Raw genomic sequence first — 18,733 nt, forward strand, 5'->3', positions numbered from 1 at the left:
CTATGCTATATAAATCAAAGAAATACCGGGTAGGTGAAAGACTGGGCATCCTATTGCTGCTGGTAGGCAGTACGCTGACAATGCCTGGTTGTAAGAAGTACCTGGAACAGGTACCTGATAACAGAACAGAGCTTAACAGCCCCGATAAGGTGTCGCAGTTGCTGACATCTGCCTATGTGAAAAATGATTATATTACTTTTTGCGAAGCATTGTCCGACAACTCCCTGGATAGGGGAATCCCCGCGGGCCAATACGTAGGAGATGTTCGCGTCAACGAGAATCCCTACCAGTTCCTGGATTATGCGTCTACATCGGCTGGTTCCAGTGAAGTATACTGGGGTGCTTGTTACGAAGCGATCGCCGCTGCCAACCAGGCACTGGAAGCGTGTAACAATGCTGCTAATCCTGCTGCCTATGCACCTTACAAAGGAGAGGCCTTACTGGCCCGTGCCTATGCACACTTCATGCTGGTAACTTTCTTTTCCAAGCCTTATGATCCTGCTACTGCAGCAAATGATCCCGGTATCCCTTATGTGAATGAGCCGGAAAAGACTTTGTATAAACAGTATAGCCGTGGAACTGTCGCACAGGTATATGACATGATCGATAAGGATATCCAGACCGGATTGCCACTGATCGATGACAAAGCGTATAAACTGCCTGCCTACCGGTTTAACAAGGCTGCCGCTAATGCCTTTGCTGCCCGTTTCTATCTTTTCAAAAAGGACTATGATAAGGTCATCACTTATGCAGGTAACCTCGGTGATCTGAAAAGTTATCTGCGCCCCTGGAATACCGTATATGCGCGATACACATCGGCAGAGTTATCGAACGTATATACCCGGGCTACAGAAAAAAGTAACCTGTTACTTGCAGAGTCGAATTCATTGTGGAACAGGGGGCTGAATTCTTATCGTTTCGGGATGACCTCCAATATCGCAGATACCTTGTTCTTTAGGCCGAACGTAACCGGTGGCAGATGGTCCAATAAGTACTTCTATTCTATTGCAAATCCCGAGCGGGTTTATACCATCAAGTACGCCGAACAGTTTGTAGAAACAGGCCCCGGTATCGGATTCGCCTATGTGCACATCCCGCTGCTGGAAGCGGAAGAAGTATTATTCAACCGGGCGGAAGCCTATGTGATGAAAGCCGATTATAGCAGTGCCCTCACTGATCTGAATAATTATATCGCTACCCGTATTACCAACTACAATCCCGCAACCCATGATCTGACGCTGGATAAGGTAAAAGCCTTCTATGGTGGGTTAGACGAAAAACAGGCGATGTTGAAAGCAATACTGGATATTAAACGGATGGAGTTCGTACAGGAGGGAATAAGGTGGATGGACATCCTGCGCCATCGCCTGCCGGTGACCCACATAGCGCCTGGTGGCAAAAAGCTGGAACTATCGGCCAATGATAACAGGAAGGTGATCCAGATACCGCAGACTGCCCAGGCAGAGAATATCGCTCCTAATCCTCGTTAGTACCAACAAAAAAAAACAGTAATGAAAAGAGCAATCATAGGTTTACTGGGGATGCTGACCATCGGCCTGATCTCCTGCAAGAAAAAAGATATACCCGAAAATGTTTCTATTAATGGGCTGGGGGGAGATGTATGGCAAAAGACAGCTCTGGACAAATGGCTATACGACTCTATCACATCTCCCTATAACATTGAGATGAAATATAAATGGGACATCACGGAATTCGACTTTGTATTTACGTTGGTGCCGCCAAAAGAAGGAGTGGTGATCCCGGTAACGCAGTCAGTATTACGGCTATGGATAGACACTTATAATAAGGCTGCGGGTACGAATATGTTCATGAAACAGTATGCACCCAAGCAGATAGTATTATCCGGCAGCCCGGCGTTGAATAAAGACGGCAGCGGTGTTGCAGGACTGGCAGAAGGTGGCCTGCGTATATTGCTGTTTTCGATGAACACGTTCAACCAGAAGGACAGAGCCCGTGTAGAGGAGATGGCGCAGCTGATCCATCACGAGTTTACCCATATCCTCAACCAGAAAAAAGCTTATCCGCCTTCTTTCGAAAAAATAACCGCGGATGCTTATCTGCCAGGTAGCTGGAACCAGATTAATGCCACTACTGATCCCCCATTCCGTTATGGATTCGTATCTAATTACGGCCGTAGCCAACCCGGAGAAGACATCGCAGAGATCGTAGCCTGGATGCTTGTATGGGGTAAAGACGGATATGAGAAACGTATCGCAGACTTCCTGGCATCCAAGCCGGCCAAAAACAACGGGGAAAGCGATGTGGATTATAACATCCGTATAGGACCCATCCTGGCGAAAAATAAGGATGGTATTGCCAAGCTGCGTCAGAAAGAAGCATTGATAGTACAGTACTTCAAAGATTCTTACAAACTGGACTTGTACTATCTGCAAACGTTGGTACAGGAATCTATCAAGGAATTAACCAAATAAGGGCCGGTGTGGCTACTGCTAATTAAAAAACTGTTCTGAATGAAAAAAACGCTCATATATACGTTGCTGGCATTGGCAGGCCTCAGCGCCTGTAACAAAGGCCTGGACGATACCGTATTTGATAAGACATCTGATGCGAGGCTGGACGCCGTATTGCAGGATTACCAGGCCAAACTTTCGGGTGCGCCCAATGGATGGAAGCTGGCAATAGCACCTGCTGATACCAACTATCGCTACGTGTATTTCTTCTGGAACCGCTTTGGGAATAACAACAGGGTGATATCCAGGTATCAGGCACAACCTGCCCTGGAAAGCAGCTTTCGCCTGAAGGCGATGCAGCGGCCGGAGCTGATATTTGATACTTACACGTACCTGCATGATCTCTCCAACCCGGTACCACAGGTGCCCGGTGCGTTGACTGGTAAAGGACTTTCTGCAGACTTCGAATTTGAGATATTGTCTGGTACCGCAGATTCTTTTGTATTGAAAGGAAAATACAATGGCAGTGATGCCAAGCTGTATAAAGCCAGCCCTACAGATTCTGCCAATTCAGCTACTTTAGCCACTTCACTGTATCCGCTAGCGGGTACCTATGCAGTAAAAGGAAGGGCATTGTTTTATCCGGGTGGTACACCCACCGGTACGCCCACTACCGTGGCGATCCCGGCAGAAAAGAGAGCAGTGCCGCTGACCATTCCTAATACCGTTGGCGTAGAGTTTTCCAACCAGAGCGGTAATGGCTGGCTGTATCGTATCACCTTTGATCCGGCTACCAGCAAGATCACCAGCGTGGTGCCCAGCCCTACCTTGACTAATAGCATTACTGCTGGCAGCTTTAAAGTACTGGATTACTCCTATGATGCCAGCCTGAAGCAGATATTCCTCAAGACGTCTTATATCAACACCGCTGGTGCTTACCGCGATGTGGAGGAGACACTTACCTTGAAGTAGGATGTGACCTATGCCATCATCATGAAAAAAGCCGTATAACCTGTGTGGTTGTACGGCTTTATCTTTTAGTAGGATTATCGGAGATTATACGGCTACGTCCAGGTGTAGGGTGCAATTGTACAACTCGCAGTTCCAGGAACTTTCCAGGCGTACCAGCCGCGTCAGCGAGGTGTTTTTCAGTGGCTCCGTGATGGCAATATCGGGCAGCAGTGCCGGCAGCAGGTACCGGATAAAGGCACCATGACTGACGATCAGTATCTTTTCGCCAGGGTAGTGGGCGGTGATATCCTGCAGGAAAGATAGTCCTCGGGCAACCACTTCTTCTTTGCTTTCTCCACCCAGGTCCAGCGTCTTCCAGGTTGCGCCCCATTTCACGACCCTTTCGGCTTCCGTGGTGCCTTCCAGCTGCCCGGCGCCGGCTTCACGAAGGCGGATATCAGTCAGGACAGCGTCAATACCAACGTAACCGGCGATGATCTCGGCGGTCTCTCTCGCCCGCTTAAGGTCGCTGGCAAAGATGCGATCCCAGGGTTCCTGCGCCAGCTTCTTACCTAAAAGATGGGCTTGCAGGATACCTTCCTCATCGAGTGGTATGTCCGTACTTCCCTGTGCTCTCCCTTCCTTATTCCATTGTGTGATCCCGTGACGGATGATACCAATTTGCGTCATATCTGTTCCCTGTGATTTAGTCCGGCAGACAAAATACAAATTTACTGCCAGGTCTCACAGCACTAGCTTTTTAGGGTCTTTAAAACGTTGAATTGCACGATCTTTTCGGTCACCTCTTCCAGGCGGTAAGGCTTGAAAATGAAGCCATCCACACCGGCTTTGGTATATTGTACCAGGTCTTCATCCAGTACATTACCGGTGATTGCCAGGATAGGTACTACCGATTTAGCTGTGTCAGGCATCCGCCTGATCTCACTGGTCAGCGTAATGCCGTCCATCGTGGGCATGTCGATATCGGTCAGGACCATATCAAACTTATGCTGCCGGAAGAGATCCAGCGCTTCCCGGCCATCAGCGGCCAGCGTAAAAGGATAGCCCGCCTGATCCAGGATCATGGCCAGCATTTTTCGGTTGAGGACATTGTCCTCTGCGACCAGTAATACAGGCTTTTCGCCTGGCTGGCCGGAAGTTGGTGTAGGGTGCTGAGGTGTTGTCATGTCGGTGTTGGAATTAGGAATAGTAGGCTTTACGGCATTGTTGGCACCGGAAGGGGTGTCTGCTGCAGGATAAGGGATCTCAAAGCGGAATTCTGAACCTTTGCCCGGTGTACTTTGCACAGTGATTTTTCCTTTATGTAGATCAATAATCTTTTTGATGATATAAAGTCCCAGCCCGCTGCCTTCCTGGCGTTCGGCCCGGTTTTTATGTTTGCCGGCCTGCGTGAACTCTTCGAATATAATAGGCAGGTCGTCCGGCGCAATACCTATGCCGGTATCTGCTACAGACACTTTCAGCAGGCGTTTGTCGCCATCCTGTTGCATCGTGGCGCTAATAGTGATGCTGCCTTTGCTGGTGAATTTGATCGCATTACCGACGAGGTTCACAACGATCTGCTTCAGCCGGAAACTATCCCCTTTCAACTTGATAGCGCCAGAGAAATACACATGTGTGATCAGTGTCAATCCTTTTTTCTGCGCCTGTATCATCAGTCCTTTGGCTACGCCTTCAATCACCTCACGGGGAGAAAAAGCCGCATTACTCAGCTGCAAACGGTTGGTCTCCATACGGGAGAAGTCCAGTATATTATTCACGACAGACAACAGCATGTCTGAAGAGAGTTTGATCGCATCCACCGTTTCCAGCTGCTCCTGTGCAAGACTGGATTTAGCCAGATACTCAGAATAGCCGGCCAGGGAATTAAGCGGCGTACGGATCTCATGACTGAGCGTGGCAATAAATTCACTTTTCAGTTTGGCAAATCGCTCCGCCTCTTTCTTCGCCTGTAACAGTCGTTTATCATTGCGGTACAAACGGATGATAGAGTAAAAAATGAATGCCAGTAACACCAGCATCAGCAAGGCCATCCAGAGGGCATTGCGATCCAGTTTGTAGATAGTCTGGTCAATATTTTCTCCCAAAATGACCCGCCGTTTATCCGCTGCCGCCAGCTCCTCACTTTTCAACGCGGAAAGCTGGTGTTGCAGTTCCTTGAACAGGTTCTCGTTGGCCATCACCATCTCGTATTCCCGCTGGTTCAGGTTGCGGTGATTACGTACGGCATTTTTATACTGCTGGTCATAGTATTGCTGCAGTTTGCGTAGTTGTTGGGTCTCTGTTGTCGTCGAGCTGGTAGAAGAATCTACTCCACTACGTATGATCTTCTGGGAGGTCTGTTTGGTGGGTTTGTTGGCAAACGCATCTTTGAGCCTGCCGAACAGCTTTTTCCTGCCGGCTTGAGACGCCGATGTAATGATCGTGTCGGTACGGGTAGGGGTACGGGGAAGCAGGTTCCTGGCACCTGCCAATGATATTTCTGCCGGCCGCAGGCTATCTATCTTGTGAGAGAACAACAGCAGGGAATCGGTCATTTGCTTTACCTTGACAAAGATGGAAGCCCTCTTTTCTTTGTTGATCAGCAATGCCTGTAATCTTTCGCTGCTCTCCTTATCGGCATTGCTCAGCGAATCCAGCTGATTGGCGATACTGTTTAGCTCTACGTTATACTTATTGTAGTAGTTCTTTTCGTAAGTCAGTGTATAAAACCTGAAATAGTTCTCCGCTGCGTACATGGATTGTATCACCCCGTCTATCCTGGCGATATCCGCGTGGGCGCCCACCAGTTCTTTCACAGACGAACTGAGTTGCCTGGAACTTTTCTGCCGGAAAAAACCGATAAAAAAAATAGCAGTTAGCGCAATAACGAGGAACGCGATGAGAGCAAAGTGATAAAAAGTCTTTTTCTCTGATAAGATAGGCATGAATGACGGTGGCTTGTTGCAGTCCACTGGCAAAATTAGCCAATTCCCTTTGCTTCTTGCAAGTTTGCATGAAGGTAACTTATAGATTATGAGCTACTTATATTTGACTTCTATATAATGATTGAAAAAGCTATATTTAATAACTGCTCATAATTAGATTATTAAGCAGGGAACAAAAACATACAAGCAGCATAGCAGGTAGAGGGCCTTATTATAAACGCATAAATCCGAATTTTTATCATCCCGTATTTATACGAACCGATAAAGGTGTATCCCGCAACTACGGGGGATTACCACGGTGTCATTTGTCATGAAATAGATAGTCAGCTGTCGTAGAGGAGGCCTTTTTTTTGGCACGACAAAAATGCCCGTTTCGTCGCGGGATATTAACGGATGATCGACGTGGGCACAGTCGGCTGGATTTAATCCTATTTTTACGAATGGATATGCAGGCAATAAAGACCTTGATAAAGCGTAACTGGCTGGCGATTATGGGGCACGTCGTCTTCTGGAGCGCCTTGTTGTTACTTCCCCAGCTGCTGAACATGCCTGAATGGCGGGAACAGGGCAGGCGCTACGGGCTGCCCTATACTTTTTTCCTGATAGCCGGATTACTGAACATCTTACTCTTTTATTGCAATGTCTTCTTTTTATATCCCCGTTTATTCCATCGCCGCACGTGGTGGCTGTATTTCCTTTGCCTGTTGCTATTAGTAATGATCACCAACGCTGCGAAGGTAGGATTGTTGAAGGGCTGGTTCGGGGAAGTAGCGATCGACAGTTATACCGGACGGTATATCTTTTTCCCTTCTGTACTGCTGGCGGCAGCTGGGTTTATTTATCGGTTAATACGTGATAAGATGCGGCATGACCGGTTATTACAGGAACAGCGGGCGATGCAGCTGGCAACGGAACTAAAACTGTTGCGTTCCCAGGTGAGTCCGCATTTTCTGTTCAACGTATTGAACGGGATGGTGGCCTTATCGCGGCAGGGAGCGTCACAGCTGGAGCCGGCGCTGATCCGGTTGTCCGGATTGATGCGTTATATGCTGTACCAGCCGGAAGTACAGCGGGTACCCTTGCGGCAGGAGGTAGCGTATGTGCAGGACTATATTGCGCTGCAGCGCATGCGGTTTGATACGGAAGTGGAGATAACAGAAGACTGGCCGGATATCGGAGAGCAATTGATAGCGCCGATGCTGCTCATCCCTTTTGTAGAAAATGCATTCAAACATGGGATCGGAATGGTAACCGGTCCGTATATACATATCCATATGTATACAGCGGCGGCAGCATTACACTTCGTCGTGGAAAATAATTTCCTGGAAGTACCAGGCCAGTCGAAAGACCAGGTATCTGGTATTGGTTTAACTAATGTGCGGTCCCGGTTGGAGCTGCTCTACCCCGGGCGGTACCGGCTGCATATCCGGCAGGAAGGGAATATCTTTATTGTCCATTTACAACTACCACTGGAATGATCAGATGTATTGCGATCGATGATGAAAAACTGGCGCTTGACCTGCTGGAAGATAACATACGGCAGATACCTTTCCTGCAGTTAGCCGGGCGTTGCTGGAATGCGATGGAAGCGGCAGCGTTGTTACAGCAGCAGGAGGTAGACCTGCTTTTCCTGGATATACAAATGCCCGGCATCAGTGGATTACAGTTCTTGCAGACATTGTTACATCCGCCGATGGTGATATTGGTCACTGCCTATGAGCAATACGCGTTGGAGAGCTATCAGCTGAATGTGATCGACTATTTACTGAAACCGGTAGCGATGGAGCGGTTCCTGAAGGCATGTAATAAAGCGCAGGCATTACAACAGTTCTACCGGCCTGCACCGGATATGCCGGTATATCCGCCTTATTTTTTCGTAAATGTGGAGTATAGTCTTGTCAAGGTAACGTTGTCGGATATACTATATATAGAAGGGTTGAAAGATTATATCAAGATACATGTCGCCAGTACCCATGTGCCGGTGGTGACGCGTATGAGCCTTAAAGCTATGGAAGAGCGGCTGCCGTCTGCTGATTTTGCCCGGGTACATAAATCTTATATCGTAGCCTTACACCGGGTGACGGCGTTAAAAAGAGATATCCTGCTGATCGGCAACCGGGAAGTGCCGGTAGGGGATGCGTATAAAGATGTTATTTACCAGCAATTGCAACATCCCGGTAGCTGAGGGATAATATTGCCGGCAGCGCAGTCGGCAGAATGCGGTCTTTCTTCTCCTTTGCAGTACTGTTGGTCGCATTTACCCGAGGGTAGTAGTACAGGCGACTAGTTTTGCCTGAAAATATATTACCATGAAAGCCATTCTTTTTTTCCTGTTGTTATGTGGTGTCCGTTGTATGCTGGCTCACGGTCAGCAGAGCGGGCCGGTAAGTCTGGAGGCAGCCGTACAGCAGCTGGACAAGGCATCAGCCGTTAAGGATTATGAGGTGCTGGCTGGCGTATTCGGGCAGCTTACGCAGGCACATCCTGCGGATTGGCTCCCCTGGTATTATGCGGCCTATTGTAATACCCGCATTGCTTATTTGTATAGGGAGACGCCGGAGCGGATTACGTCCTATGCAGAGCGGGCGATGGTGCTGGTGGATAAAGCGAAGGCTTTGTTGACGGCTGGTACGTCGTCCAGGGCGCTGTCGGAGGTATTATGTATCAGCAGCTGGGCGCAGCGGGCAATGATACTTGTGAGCCCTATTAAGAATGGCCGCAGGTACAGCGGTTTGTCAGCGGAAGATGCGGCAAAGGCCAAACAGCTGGCGCCGGATAATCCGCGTGCCTGGTATATGGAGGCTTTGGGTAAGTACTACACGCCGGTGCTGTTTGGCGGCGATAAGGACAAGGCCCGGCAGCTGTGCCGGGAAGCGTTGCGGTTATTGGAAGCGTCATCAGGCAACCGGCGAGCCCCTCATTGGGGCCGGGCAGATGTGATGCGGTTATTGCAGGCTTCCTGAGGGATGCCGGCTATAACAATTCCTCTTCTTTGATGAGATTGTGTTTGAGGGCAAAGACGACTACACCGGCAGTATTGCGAACATTCATTTTTTCCAGTATCCTGGTACGATGGCCTTCTACAGTACGTTTGCTGAGGTATATCATCTGTCCGATCTGTTGTGCTGTATACTGCAGGCAGATCAGGCGGATGATTTCCTTTTCCCGCTCGGTAAAGGTGATGGGTTCTTTTTCGCGGACGGGGCTGAATTTACTTTTTACGATCATGGAGGCCAGTTTGGCAGAGGTATGTTTACAGTAGAAGATATTGTCTTCATTCACCTGCATGATGGCATCGATGATCTCCTGTTTGTCTGCGTTTTTGAGCAGATAACCTTTGGCGCCGGCTTCTAGCATTTCGACGATCAGATCCTCTTCGTCGAACATGGAAAGAGCGATGATCTTCAGATCAGGATGTTGTTGCAGTAGGTGCCGGGTAGCGGCGATGCCATCCAGTTGAGGCATGCGGATGTCTGTCAGCACGATGTCGGCGTCGACTTCCTGGAGTAGGTTGATGAGTTCATGTCCGTCGCCGGCCTGTCCTACCAGGGTGATATCTTTTTGTTTGGATAACATCAGTACCAGGCCATCCCTGAAAATTTCGTGATCGTCTGCTATCACTAGGCGGATATCCTGATTCATTGGTATAAATTAAATAGCGGGTCCTAACATCCTTCTTTGCTTATGTGGTCTCGGAGATAGCCCTGTTCCCTTTCAAATTTAGTCGGAAAATTAATGCTGACCGTTGCCGGTCATGGGTCTGTTACGGTTTACTAAAGCCTATACACCAGCTCACTTAGGTGCGTTGCGGCTAATATACGATTTATCCTACAGGTATTTTTATAAAATACTGGGTGCCTTGTCCGGGGTGGGAGTGAATAGAAAAGGTGCCATGCATAATATCGGCGCGTATCTCCAGGCTTTTTATGCCGAGCCCGGTGGTGGTATTTTTGGTCTTTTTTACATCGAATCCGCGGCCATTTTCTTTTGCCAGCAGCAGCAGGGAAGACTGTTCGCGGGTGAGTACGATCTGTAGTTCCCGGGCCTGGGCGTGTTTGATGGTATTATGTACGATCTCCTGGATGATCCGGAAGATATGAATGGCTTTTTCGGGGGGGACGTCCAGCTGAGGAAAGGCCTGGAAATCGATAAGGGGTCCCTGCGTACGGCTGACATTGCGGATGAATTCCCGTACTGCTTCCGGCAGTCCTTTCCGCTCGAGGGTATTGGGAAGTAGGTTGTAAGATATCTGGCGCAGGCTCTGGATGATCTCGTCGATATACCTGCCTGACTTCTGGATGATCTCCTGGTCGCCGGCGTCTTCCACTTCTATGCTGTTGATGTTGAGCTTTACGGTGGACAATAGGGGCCCGAGTGCGTCATGGAGATCGGCGGCAATGCGTTTGCGTTCATTTTCCAGGATGGTAATTTTCGCTGAAATACGGGCTCTTTGCAGTTTGATATAACGCCGGTGATAGAGAATGATAGATACGACGAAAAACACGATAATGATCGCGATCAGCAAAGAAATAAAAATGGTAGTGTAGAATATTTTATCGCCCATGCTTCCGGGGTAAATGATCTGATAGGGAAAGATACGATATTATAGATTGCAGCTTACAGGTAGAAGCGATTTTTCCGGTCTGTAAGCTGCAGGGAGATAATGAATGCCTGTTTATTTAAAATGTTTATTGAAATAATATTCGTTTTTCAACGGAATATGGTACACGGCGATTGCATATACCATATTAATGAATGCGTTCATGAACGCGAATAAATAGATGATCCTGTTGGCAATATCGCTGTTATCCTGTCCTACAAAATAGGCCGCCTCATATATGATCTGGTAGATGAAGAAGATGATAAATCCAATACAGATCAGGAAGGTGGCGCTTTTTAGCAGATTACTGCTGTCTTGTGCAATCATATAGTTGATCTGGTTGATACTGAGTAATATGACGGCGAAAGAATAAAATACGCGAAAGAAAGGGCTGAAGCTCATGATCTGTTGAAGCAGTATATTCTCCACCAACCAAACCACTATAAAGGTAGCTCCGAGTACGCCGAATAGCAGCCGTTTTTCCTTGAGCATACTCCACCGGTAGAACAGGTATGCAATGAGCAGGCTTTCGACCAGCCCATGCATATTCAGTACCAATGCATTGCTGGTATGCAGGACACGGATAAAGAGAAAGCTGAGACATTCCGTGATAAACGATACCAACAATAGGAGTATGAAAGGCAGAAAGGAGCGGATCACCCTATCATAACGTATTAATGCGATGGATAAGGGGATCAGAACAGTCTGGCTGCTTAAAAAGTTAAATAAGGCACTCATTAGAATATGGATTAAATGTGCTTAAAGTGGTCCGCTGAAGGAGCAGGTGCTTGGACAGCGTTGGCCGGATTCTACGGCTTCTCCTTCTATCTCCCCTCTGGCAGCAGCACCTGCACTATCGGCATCGTTCATGGCTACTGTTTTAATGGTTTTGGGCAGCAGGGTAGTAATGATGTCATTGCCATTAGCATCTACAGGGACCAGTACAAAACGGATAAGGCCGCTGTTGTCTTTACCATGGTAGATACGGATACCTGCCGCATTGGGCACATTCAGCAGCAATGCGATCGCGTCTCTGTTGAACATTTCTGCATTAGCCAGGTTAAAACTACTGGTAAGATAAGCAGTATCCAACAATTTGGAGACAAGTGTTTTGCGTGCTGTCCGGAAGTTGGCGGTCATGGTGCTTGCCAGGGAGATCGGGATTACATGCAGGCGGGCTTTAGCAGTGTCGAATGCGATAGGTACTGCGCCAATCCTGGCATTGTCGCCTCCACCGTAGCCCGCTACATAAGGCGAATCAGGTGTGAGGTCCCGCTTGTCTTTGGGCTTGTTCTGACACGATAGCAGCAGGGTTCCACAGGCTAACAGTATGCCGGTCGTCGTGGTCAGGAGGGAATGATTGCTTGTTAAGCGTTTCATAATCGGGGGTTTAAATGGTTTGTTAATGTAAAATAGCCGATGAATAAAAAAGGTAATAAGGTATTGTTGCTTAAAAAGGACAGGTATAAATACCTGAAGTAGGTGAAGGGTGACGGTTAACAGATAGGCAATGCCTGAGTATGCTGCAGTATTTTTGTTGTTATCAGATGCGCCAAATTAGACAATTTAGCCGGTAGATAAAAGCAGTTTGCGTAAAAGAATTGTTACGGCAGATATAAGCCTGCAGCCGTTTTTCAGTAGAAAGGCACAGCGTTTTGGTAGCTAGAAGACGGTGAGCTATTGGGAGAGCATACGGAGAGAGTATAGCCGGTAACGATAGGACAGAAAATAGTAGGCCTTCCTGTCTTTTGCGGACAGGAAGATGTGTTACCTATGTGTGGCGGTGTTACAGATTTGTGCATTCAAGCGAGTCGACATTGCAAACGCAATGCAACTGCTGGCATTTCCTGGTACCTACCGGATTGTCGCAGGTATAGCTTTCGCAGGCAGGAATGCGGTAGTGGCTGCCGCCACCTTTGATGGTTTTGAGTGCAGCGCGCTCGAGCGGGTGAACACTGCATAATAGTGCTTTCATGATGATTGATATTTAGCGGTCAAAAAAAAATGCTCATAGACATACGGGGGATCGCTTATACAAGCGGTAACATTACAGGTCAATCAATATTAGTGCTTGTTACTGCTATGTTCAGGCAGTGTGTACGGGAGGTATGAGGAGGATACAGGCTTGGGGATGCAGATAAATTACAGGGCGCCCGCCAATACACGCAGGCCTTTTTCAAATGCTTTTTCGTTGAGGGAAGCGTATCCCAGCCGGATGCCGGTAGGGCCTTGATATGCCGGGCTGAAATATTTCTCCGGTGAGACGATACTGACGCCGGCCTGCTGTGTGTGGGCGATCAGGTGGCTGGGAGTGATATGGGGTGGCAGTGGCAGCCAGAGACCCATGCCACCTTCGGGGAGTGCATAGTCTGCGAACCCTGGCAGGAGGGAGCGGATGCTCTCCCCGGCGGCTGTGCGGCGCTGTCGATATACGTTGACTGCTTTGCGGGTGTGTTTGCGGATCTCGCCGGAGAGCAGCAGGTTGGCAAGTGCTTGCTCCATCACCGGGTCGCCCTGGCGGTCGATGACACCTCTGTAAGCCAGCACAGACTGCATAAAGGAGGCCGGCCCACTGAGGAAGCCGATCCTGACAGCCGGTGCGACCAGCTTACTGAGTGTGCCGATATAGATGACATGCCCCGACTGGTCCATGCTGGCCAGTGGTAACATGCTCTGCGCTCCGAAGTGGTATTCATGATCATAGTCATCCTCTATGATCATAAAATTATATTGTTCGCTGAGGGCCAGCAGTTGCATGCGGCGGTCCATCTTCATGGTGGCCGTGGTGGGGTATTGATGGTGCGGGGTGACGTACAGTGCTTTTAATTTCTTCTTCTTACACAAGCGGGCGATGGCTGCTACATCGATACCGCCTTCGTCTACCGGTATGGTTTGCAGGCGGGCGCCGGCCAGCGAAAATGCATGCCAGGCCGGTTTATATCCGGGGTGCTCTACTGCTACTTCGTCACCCGGATGAAGCAATACCCGGGCTGCCAGGTAGAGCGCCATCTGGCTGCCTCGCGTGATACAAATATTATCGGCTGCTACAGCCAGACCACGATCCTGGCTTAGCAGGTGAAGGATGGCCTGTACCAGTTTTTCATCTCCTCTTTCGTCATGATATCCCAGTAACTGCCAGCGGGTCTTCTGCTGGAAGATGCGTTTGTACTCCCGGCTTAACGCCAGCAAAGGCGCTAGTTTGACATCGGGAAGGCCGTCGTCGAAGATGACCTGGAAGCCTTTTTTTTTCGGTTCATTAGGTTTGGGGAATTCAAAATGGTTGAAGCCGACGGCGGTATGGTGATGCCGCACGGGCGGTTGTATCCTGCTGGCCAGGCTGGGGGGCAGCGTTTCACTGACACAGGTGCTGCTCTTATAACGGGCATTAATCCACCCATGTGCATGTAGCTCTTCGTAAGCCAGCACGATCGTGTTACGGTTCACAGACAACTGGGTGGCCAGTGCGCGGGTGCTGGGCAGCACATCACCGCGATGCAAACGTCCCCGCCTGATCTCATCAATGATATGTTCTGCAATCTGCAGATAGATTGCTTTGCCAGTAGTGAAAGTCAACTGTAAACGCGCATCCCAGGAAGATTTCATATGTAAGACGATCTGGCCTGCCACAGGCAGCCGGTAAAAAAAGGTATATAACTGGACTATCAGTAATATAAAAAACTGGCTCATCCAGATGGTCCAAAGATACCACAATTTTGTTGTGTCAACACCATCCACTTTCAACATAAAACCAAAATGATATGGAAAAGACACTTGAAAAAAAAGCAACCGCAGCAGACAATTTCACTTCCGGGGACTTTCACAAGACCTACGCTACCTTGAAAACGCATATTCCTGCCAAGCTGGTACATCGCGATGTAGAGCAGGCTGGTGAGCACGATACGTTTTCGAAAGAGCGTAAGCACCCCGTATTTTTTGTAGACCTGCCCACTAAAAATGTGAGTATGACTATAGGAGGATTGTTGCCATCGCAGCTGACCAACAAGCACCGGCATACTTACGAAACGGTATTGTATGTATTGGAAGGTACTGGCTGGACGGAGATAGAGGGGGAGCGTATTACCTGGAAGGCGGGCGATGCGGTGTATATACCCAGCTGGGCATGGCATCGTCATCAGAACCTGGACGACCAGGCGCCGGCCCGGTATATCGCCTGCGAGAATGCGCCACAGCTGCAGAACCTGGGATTGGCATTGCGGGAAGAAGAAGGGCGTGACTTCTAAGCGGCAGCAGGGATCACCAGGAGTATATATAGGCTGGCGACCGGCCGGCATCGTTATAACGCTATTAAATATTTTTCATGAACCAAGTACCATTTGAAGGTGTGATCGCTTATCCGATCACACCCTTTGACGAACAGGAAAAAATTGATTTCCCCTTATTCCGGACGCTGGTAGAACGGCTGGTGGTTACCGGCGCGCAAGGTATTGCACCATTGGGCAGCACTGGTGTATTCTCTTATCTGAATGATGAAGAGAAAGAGCAGGTAGTGGCAGCAACGATCTCGCAGGTAGCCGGGCGGGTGCCGGTGCTGGCGGGGGTATCCAACCTGACAACGGAGCGTACCATTCACCATGCGCAGTTCGCCGAACGTGCGGGTGCGGCGGCGGTGATGATCATACCCGTTTCTTACTGGAAGCTGTCGGATGACGAGATATTCTGCCACTATGAACGGGTGGCATCGGCCATTAACATCCCGATCATGGCGTACAACAACCCGGGTACCAGTGGGGTAGATATGTCGCCGGCGCTGTTGAAACGTTTGTTGCAGATACCGAATGTGACGATGATCAAGGAGAGCTCCGGTGATGTGCAGCGAATGCATTACCTGCGTAAAGAGCTGGGAGAAGAGGTGGCATTCTACAACGGGTCCAACCCGTTGGCGCTGGCGGCCTTTACGGCTGGCGCCAGGGGCTGGTGTACCGCGGCGTCTAACCTGATCCCGGAGCTGAACCAGGGTTTATACCAGGCGATGCAGCAACGCGATCTGGCAAAAGCGCATGACCTGTTCTATAAGCAGTTCCAGTTGTTACAGTTTATCAGTGCTAAAGGGTTACCGCGTACGATCAAGGCAGGTTTGCAGCTACAGGGTATTGCCGCCGGCAAACTGCGTAGCCCGCTGCAGCCATTGGAAACGGTGGATATGGATTACCTGGGATCTTTGCTGAAGGCTTGTGCTGCCTAAAGGCGTTTGCCGGTGTATGGAGGGAAAGGATCGTTCCGGGATGGGGCGATCTTTTCCTGATGCAGGGATGGTCCATATTGTAATATTTTAGTATGCATGCAAGTGCTTATCGGACAGTGGGTTGTAAAATGTTTCTATAAGCGTTGTATAGCCGTTGTATAAGCAATGTATATCCGTTCTATAGTCGTTCTATATCCATTGTATACTCATTGTATAAGTGTGTATAGGCTTAGCTTATACAAAGGATATACGAATGTTATAGGAATGATACAGGAATGTTATAGGCAGGATATAAGAAAGTGGCGGACAGGAAAAGTTTATATATTTATACCTCATTACCAAATGGGGGAGTATTTGAAGCATTTATCTGATCCGGCGTTACTCGTACTGTTACAGGAAGGGGATCCGTCAGCTTTCAGGGAGATCTATGACCGATACTGGGAAGTACTGTACCGGCAGGCATCGAAGAAGCTGGGCGACCGGGAAGACATCCGGGATATCGTCCAGGAGATATTCCTGTCTTTATGGAGGGGGCGGCAGGTGTTGCAGGTACAGGAGAGCTTACTACAATATCTCTATACAGCATTACGCTATAAGATCATCGATCATTACCGGCAGCGGGAGGTCAGGGTCCGTTATTACGAGGCGGTCTTTGTGACGGCAGACGATAGTATTGTGCCGGAAGCGCTTGGTTACCAGGAACTGAATAACCTGGTAGAAGCGGAGATCAGTGCCATGCCCCCCAAAATGAAAGAAGTATTCCTGTTAAGCCGTGATGAAGAACTGAATGCGGTGCAGATTGCCGCACGACTTTCTCTTTCCCACCAGACGGTACGTAACCAGATCAGTACCGCCCTGAAGCGCCTGCGTGCGCGACTGTCTGCCTACACTGCGCGTTAACGTCATCTGAATATTGATCCAGTTCTGTTTGTCCATGTACTGACTCCATTTGTCCATGTTTGCAGAAGGGATAGTTGCTGACCTTTGACCTGTCAATAACCACAAAAAAATTAAGATTATGCAACGAATTACAGCACTCGATCCTGCCAGTACTACTGGAAAAACCAAAACATTATTCGACACTATCCAGGGCAAATTGGGTATGGTACCTAATATGATGCGCACGATGGGCAACTCACCTGCGGTGTTGAGCAGTTATCTTTCTTTCAGCAATGCCTTGGGAGAAGGGCAGCTCGGACCTGAACTGGGAGAACTGATCGCTTTGACGGTAGCGAATGCGAACCGCTGTGAATATTGTAATGCCGCGCATAGCGTGATCGGAGAGAAATTGGCACATATTCAGGCAGCGGCCATTGCCAATGCGAGAGCCGGCCGGTCTGATGAGCCTAAAATACAGGCGGCACTGGACTTCGCCCTGGCGCTGGTAGAGAAGAGAGGGTTCGTAAGCGAAGCGGATGTGCAGGCACTGAAAGCGGCGGGCTATGATGATGCGGGTATAGCGGAGATCATAGGACATGTATCATTGAATATATTCACCAATTATTTTAACAATGCGCTGAAGGTATCGCTTGATTTCCCGGCAGTGGAATTGAATGCTGCGATTGCAGTGTAAAAAAGTTTAGCGGTGGGGGAGGGGCGGTGGTTCTTTCCTCCCCTATTTTATTCACTAAAAATTATCTTACTTGACAGCACAGTGCGACAATACTATGATCAATCCGGCGACCGGTATACTGGCATTCAGGGTGATGGATGTGGAGGACGGGTATTATTTCCGGGAATTACAGCAACAACATTGTTATACTATGTTGCTGGTGACAGCGGGGAGTGGGCAGTTGAATGTTGATTTTTCGGAGTATATGTTTGAGGCAAATACCCTGTTATGTTTTTCGGTATATCAGCCTTTTCTGATCCGGGAGCGGGAGTGTATTAAGGGCGTGCTGATACAGTTCCATCCTGATTTTTTCTGTATACATAAGCATCAGGAGGAGGTGTCTTGTAATGGTATACTTTTTAACGATGTTTATGGGTCGCCGATGGTCAATATAGACACGGCAGGCTTGCAGGCATTGCTGGGGTTGGTCGCGCAGTTTAAGACGGAGATGCAGCGGCCGGCGTTAGGGCAATATGAGCTGTTGGTATCTTATCTGAAGGTCTTTCTGATCATGGCGTCGCGGATGAAACTGGCTGTTTGTCCGGATATAGTGTCTGACGGCGGGCCGGCGCCCTTCCTGTTGAAGCATCTGAAAGAGGCCATTGAGGAGCATTATCGTACCAGGCATAGTCCGGCGGACTATGGTGCTTTACTGAATATATCTCCCAAGGCGTTGAACAAGCTGGCTAAAAGTCATTTTAACCGTACGTTGCGGGATCTGATTGCAGAACGGATCATTATTGAAGCGAAACGGGAGCTTTACTTGACATCGAAGCCGGTGAAGGCTATAGCCTATGAGCTGGGTTTTACGGATGAGTTTTATTTCAGCCGGTTCTTTAAGAGTAATGCCTCGGTGTCGCCACAGCTTTACCGTACGACGGTGGGCATGGCCAAAGGGGAGGTATAATACCTGGTATAATAAGAGTATATTGGTTGTATAGCGGCATCACCTGGTGTCGCTAATTTTTTTTAATTATATCTAGTACA

General features: G+C 48.8%; 19 protein-coding genes. 12 read left to right on the forward strand and 7 right to left on the reverse strand.

Features of this window, described 5'->3' with window-relative positions:
* Nucleotides 1–2 precede the first annotated feature (2 nt).
* The 3 genes from KTO58_RS05145 to KTO58_RS05155 are packed head-to-tail and all read left to right on the forward strand — an operon-like array spanning nt 3 to nt 3,404.
* A complete protein-coding gene (locus KTO58_RS05145) occupies nt 3–1,490 on the forward strand; it encodes a RagB/SusD family nutrient uptake outer membrane protein (RefSeq protein WP_095840418.1) in 1,488 nt (495 codons plus the stop codon).
* Between the two features lie 21 nt (nt 1,491–1,511).
* A complete protein-coding gene (locus tag KTO58_RS05150; RefSeq protein WP_095840417.1) occupies nt 1,512–2,453 on the forward strand; it encodes a substrate import-associated zinc metallohydrolase lipoprotein in 942 nt (313 codons plus the stop codon).
* A gap of 39 nt (nt 2,454–2,492) precedes the next feature.
* On the forward strand, nt 2,493–3,404 hold the full coding sequence (locus KTO58_RS05155) for a DUF4302 domain-containing protein (RefSeq protein WP_095840416.1): 912 nt from the start codon (nt 2,493–2,495) through the stop codon (nt 3,402–3,404).
* An 84-nt stretch (nt 3,405–3,488) separates the two neighbouring features.
* On the opposite strand, the gene KTO58_RS05160 is transcribed toward KTO58_RS05155, so the two are convergent.
* Nucleotides 3,489–4,073: a histidine phosphatase family protein gene (locus KTO58_RS05160; protein WP_095840415.1), complete on the reverse strand. Its 585-nt coding sequence runs from the start codon at nt 4,071–4,073 to the stop codon at nt 3,489–3,491.
* 62 nt (nt 4,074–4,135) lie between these two features.
* Nucleotides 4,136–6,331 (reverse strand): ATP-binding protein, encoded by a 2,196-nt coding sequence (locus KTO58_RS05165; protein ID WP_225860066.1) that lies wholly within the window; start codon nt 6,329–6,331, stop codon nt 4,136–4,138.
* Between the two features lie 446 nt (nt 6,332–6,777).
* On the opposite strand from KTO58_RS05165, the gene KTO58_RS05170 reads away from it, so the two are divergent.
* The 3 genes from KTO58_RS05170 (at nt 6,778) to KTO58_RS05180 (ending at nt 9,294) form a co-directional block, all read left to right on the forward strand.
* Nucleotides 6,778–7,809 carry a sensor histidine kinase gene (locus tag KTO58_RS05170; protein ID WP_157753176.1) on the forward strand — a complete coding sequence of 344 codons (1,032 nt, stop codon included), beginning with the start codon at nt 6,778–6,780 and terminating at the stop codon, nt 7,807–7,809.
* The gene (locus KTO58_RS05175; RefSeq protein ID WP_095840412.1) at nt 7,806–8,516 is read left to right on the forward strand and encodes a LytR/AlgR family response regulator transcription factor; all 711 of its coding nucleotides are present in this window, start codon (nt 7,806–7,808) and stop codon (nt 8,514–8,516) included. Before KTO58_RS05170 ends, KTO58_RS05175 begins: the two co-directional genes overlap by 4 nt.
* Nucleotides 8,517–8,640: 124 nt before the next feature.
* Nucleotides 8,641–9,294, forward strand: a complete 654-nt coding sequence (locus KTO58_RS05180) for a hypothetical protein (protein ID WP_157753175.1) — start codon at nt 8,641–8,643, stop codon at nt 9,292–9,294.
* A 10-nt stretch (nt 9,295–9,304) separates the two neighbouring features.
* On the opposite strand, the gene KTO58_RS05185 is transcribed toward KTO58_RS05180, so the two are convergent.
* The 4 genes from KTO58_RS05185 to KTO58_RS05200 all read right to left on the reverse strand — a co-directional run bounded on the left by KTO58_RS05185 (nt 9,305) and on the right by KTO58_RS05200 (nt 12,311).
* Nucleotides 9,305–9,973 (reverse strand): response regulator transcription factor, encoded by a 669-nt coding sequence (locus tag KTO58_RS05185; protein ID WP_095840410.1) that lies wholly within the window; start codon nt 9,971–9,973, stop codon nt 9,305–9,307.
* 181 nt (nt 9,974–10,154) lie between these two features.
* Nucleotides 10,155–10,895: a sensor histidine kinase gene (locus KTO58_RS05190; RefSeq protein ID WP_225860067.1), complete on the reverse strand. Its 741-nt coding sequence runs from the start codon at nt 10,893–10,895 to the stop codon at nt 10,155–10,157.
* A 111-nt stretch (nt 10,896–11,006) separates the two neighbouring features.
* Nucleotides 11,007–11,669, reverse strand: coding sequence for a hypothetical protein (locus KTO58_RS05195; RefSeq protein ID WP_095840408.1), 663 nt, complete (start codon nt 11,667–11,669; stop codon nt 11,007–11,009).
* A gap of 21 nt (nt 11,670–11,690) precedes the next feature.
* Nucleotides 11,691–12,311 (reverse strand): hypothetical protein, encoded by a 621-nt coding sequence (locus KTO58_RS05200; RefSeq protein WP_095840407.1) that lies wholly within the window; start codon nt 12,309–12,311, stop codon nt 11,691–11,693.
* Nucleotides 12,312–12,759: 448 nt separating this feature from the next.
* Here KTO58_RS05200 and KTO58_RS28765 point away from each other — a divergent pair, with 448 nt between their 5' ends.
* Nucleotides 12,760–12,894 carry a hypothetical protein gene (locus KTO58_RS28765; protein ID WP_255408026.1) on the forward strand — a complete coding sequence of 45 codons (135 nt, stop codon included), beginning with the start codon at nt 12,760–12,762 and terminating at the stop codon, nt 12,892–12,894.
* Between the two features lie 179 nt (nt 12,895–13,073).
* On the opposite strand, the gene pdxR is transcribed toward KTO58_RS28765, so the two are convergent.
* Nucleotides 13,074–14,534: a MocR-like pyridoxine biosynthesis transcription factor PdxR gene (gene pdxR / locus KTO58_RS05205; protein ID WP_198315016.1), complete on the reverse strand. Its 1,461-nt coding sequence runs from the start codon at nt 14,532–14,534 to the stop codon at nt 13,074–13,076.
* A 155-nt stretch (nt 14,535–14,689) separates the two neighbouring features.
* Between pdxR and KTO58_RS05210 the strand changes: the two genes are divergently transcribed.
* From KTO58_RS05210 to KTO58_RS05230, 5 genes are all read left to right on the forward strand, one after another.
* Nucleotides 14,690–15,172 (forward strand): cupin domain-containing protein, encoded by a 483-nt coding sequence (locus tag KTO58_RS05210; RefSeq protein WP_225860068.1) that lies wholly within the window; start codon nt 14,690–14,692, stop codon nt 15,170–15,172.
* Nucleotides 15,173–15,249: 77 nt separating this feature from the next.
* On the forward strand, nt 15,250–16,134 hold the full coding sequence (locus KTO58_RS05215; protein ID WP_095840404.1) for a dihydrodipicolinate synthase family protein: 885 nt from the start codon (nt 15,250–15,252) through the stop codon (nt 16,132–16,134).
* Nucleotides 16,135–16,488: 354 nt separating this feature from the next.
* Nucleotides 16,489–17,034 carry an RNA polymerase sigma factor gene (locus tag KTO58_RS05220; RefSeq protein ID WP_157753174.1) on the forward strand — a complete coding sequence of 182 codons (546 nt, stop codon included), beginning with the start codon at nt 16,489–16,491 and terminating at the stop codon, nt 17,032–17,034.
* 118 nt (nt 17,035–17,152) lie between these two features.
* Nucleotides 17,153–17,707, forward strand: coding sequence for a carboxymuconolactone decarboxylase family protein (locus KTO58_RS05225; protein WP_095840402.1), 555 nt, complete (start codon nt 17,153–17,155; stop codon nt 17,705–17,707).
* 70 nt (nt 17,708–17,777) lie between these two features.
* Nucleotides 17,778–18,653: a helix-turn-helix domain-containing protein gene (locus KTO58_RS05230; protein ID WP_225860069.1), complete on the forward strand. Its 876-nt coding sequence runs from the start codon at nt 17,778–17,780 to the stop codon at nt 18,651–18,653.
* Nucleotides 18,654–18,733: the final 80 nt, after the last annotated feature.

The organism is Chitinophaga pendula (assembly GCF_020386615.1).
GTDB lineage: Bacteria > Bacteroidota > Bacteroidia > Chitinophagales > Chitinophagaceae > Chitinophaga > Chitinophaga pendula.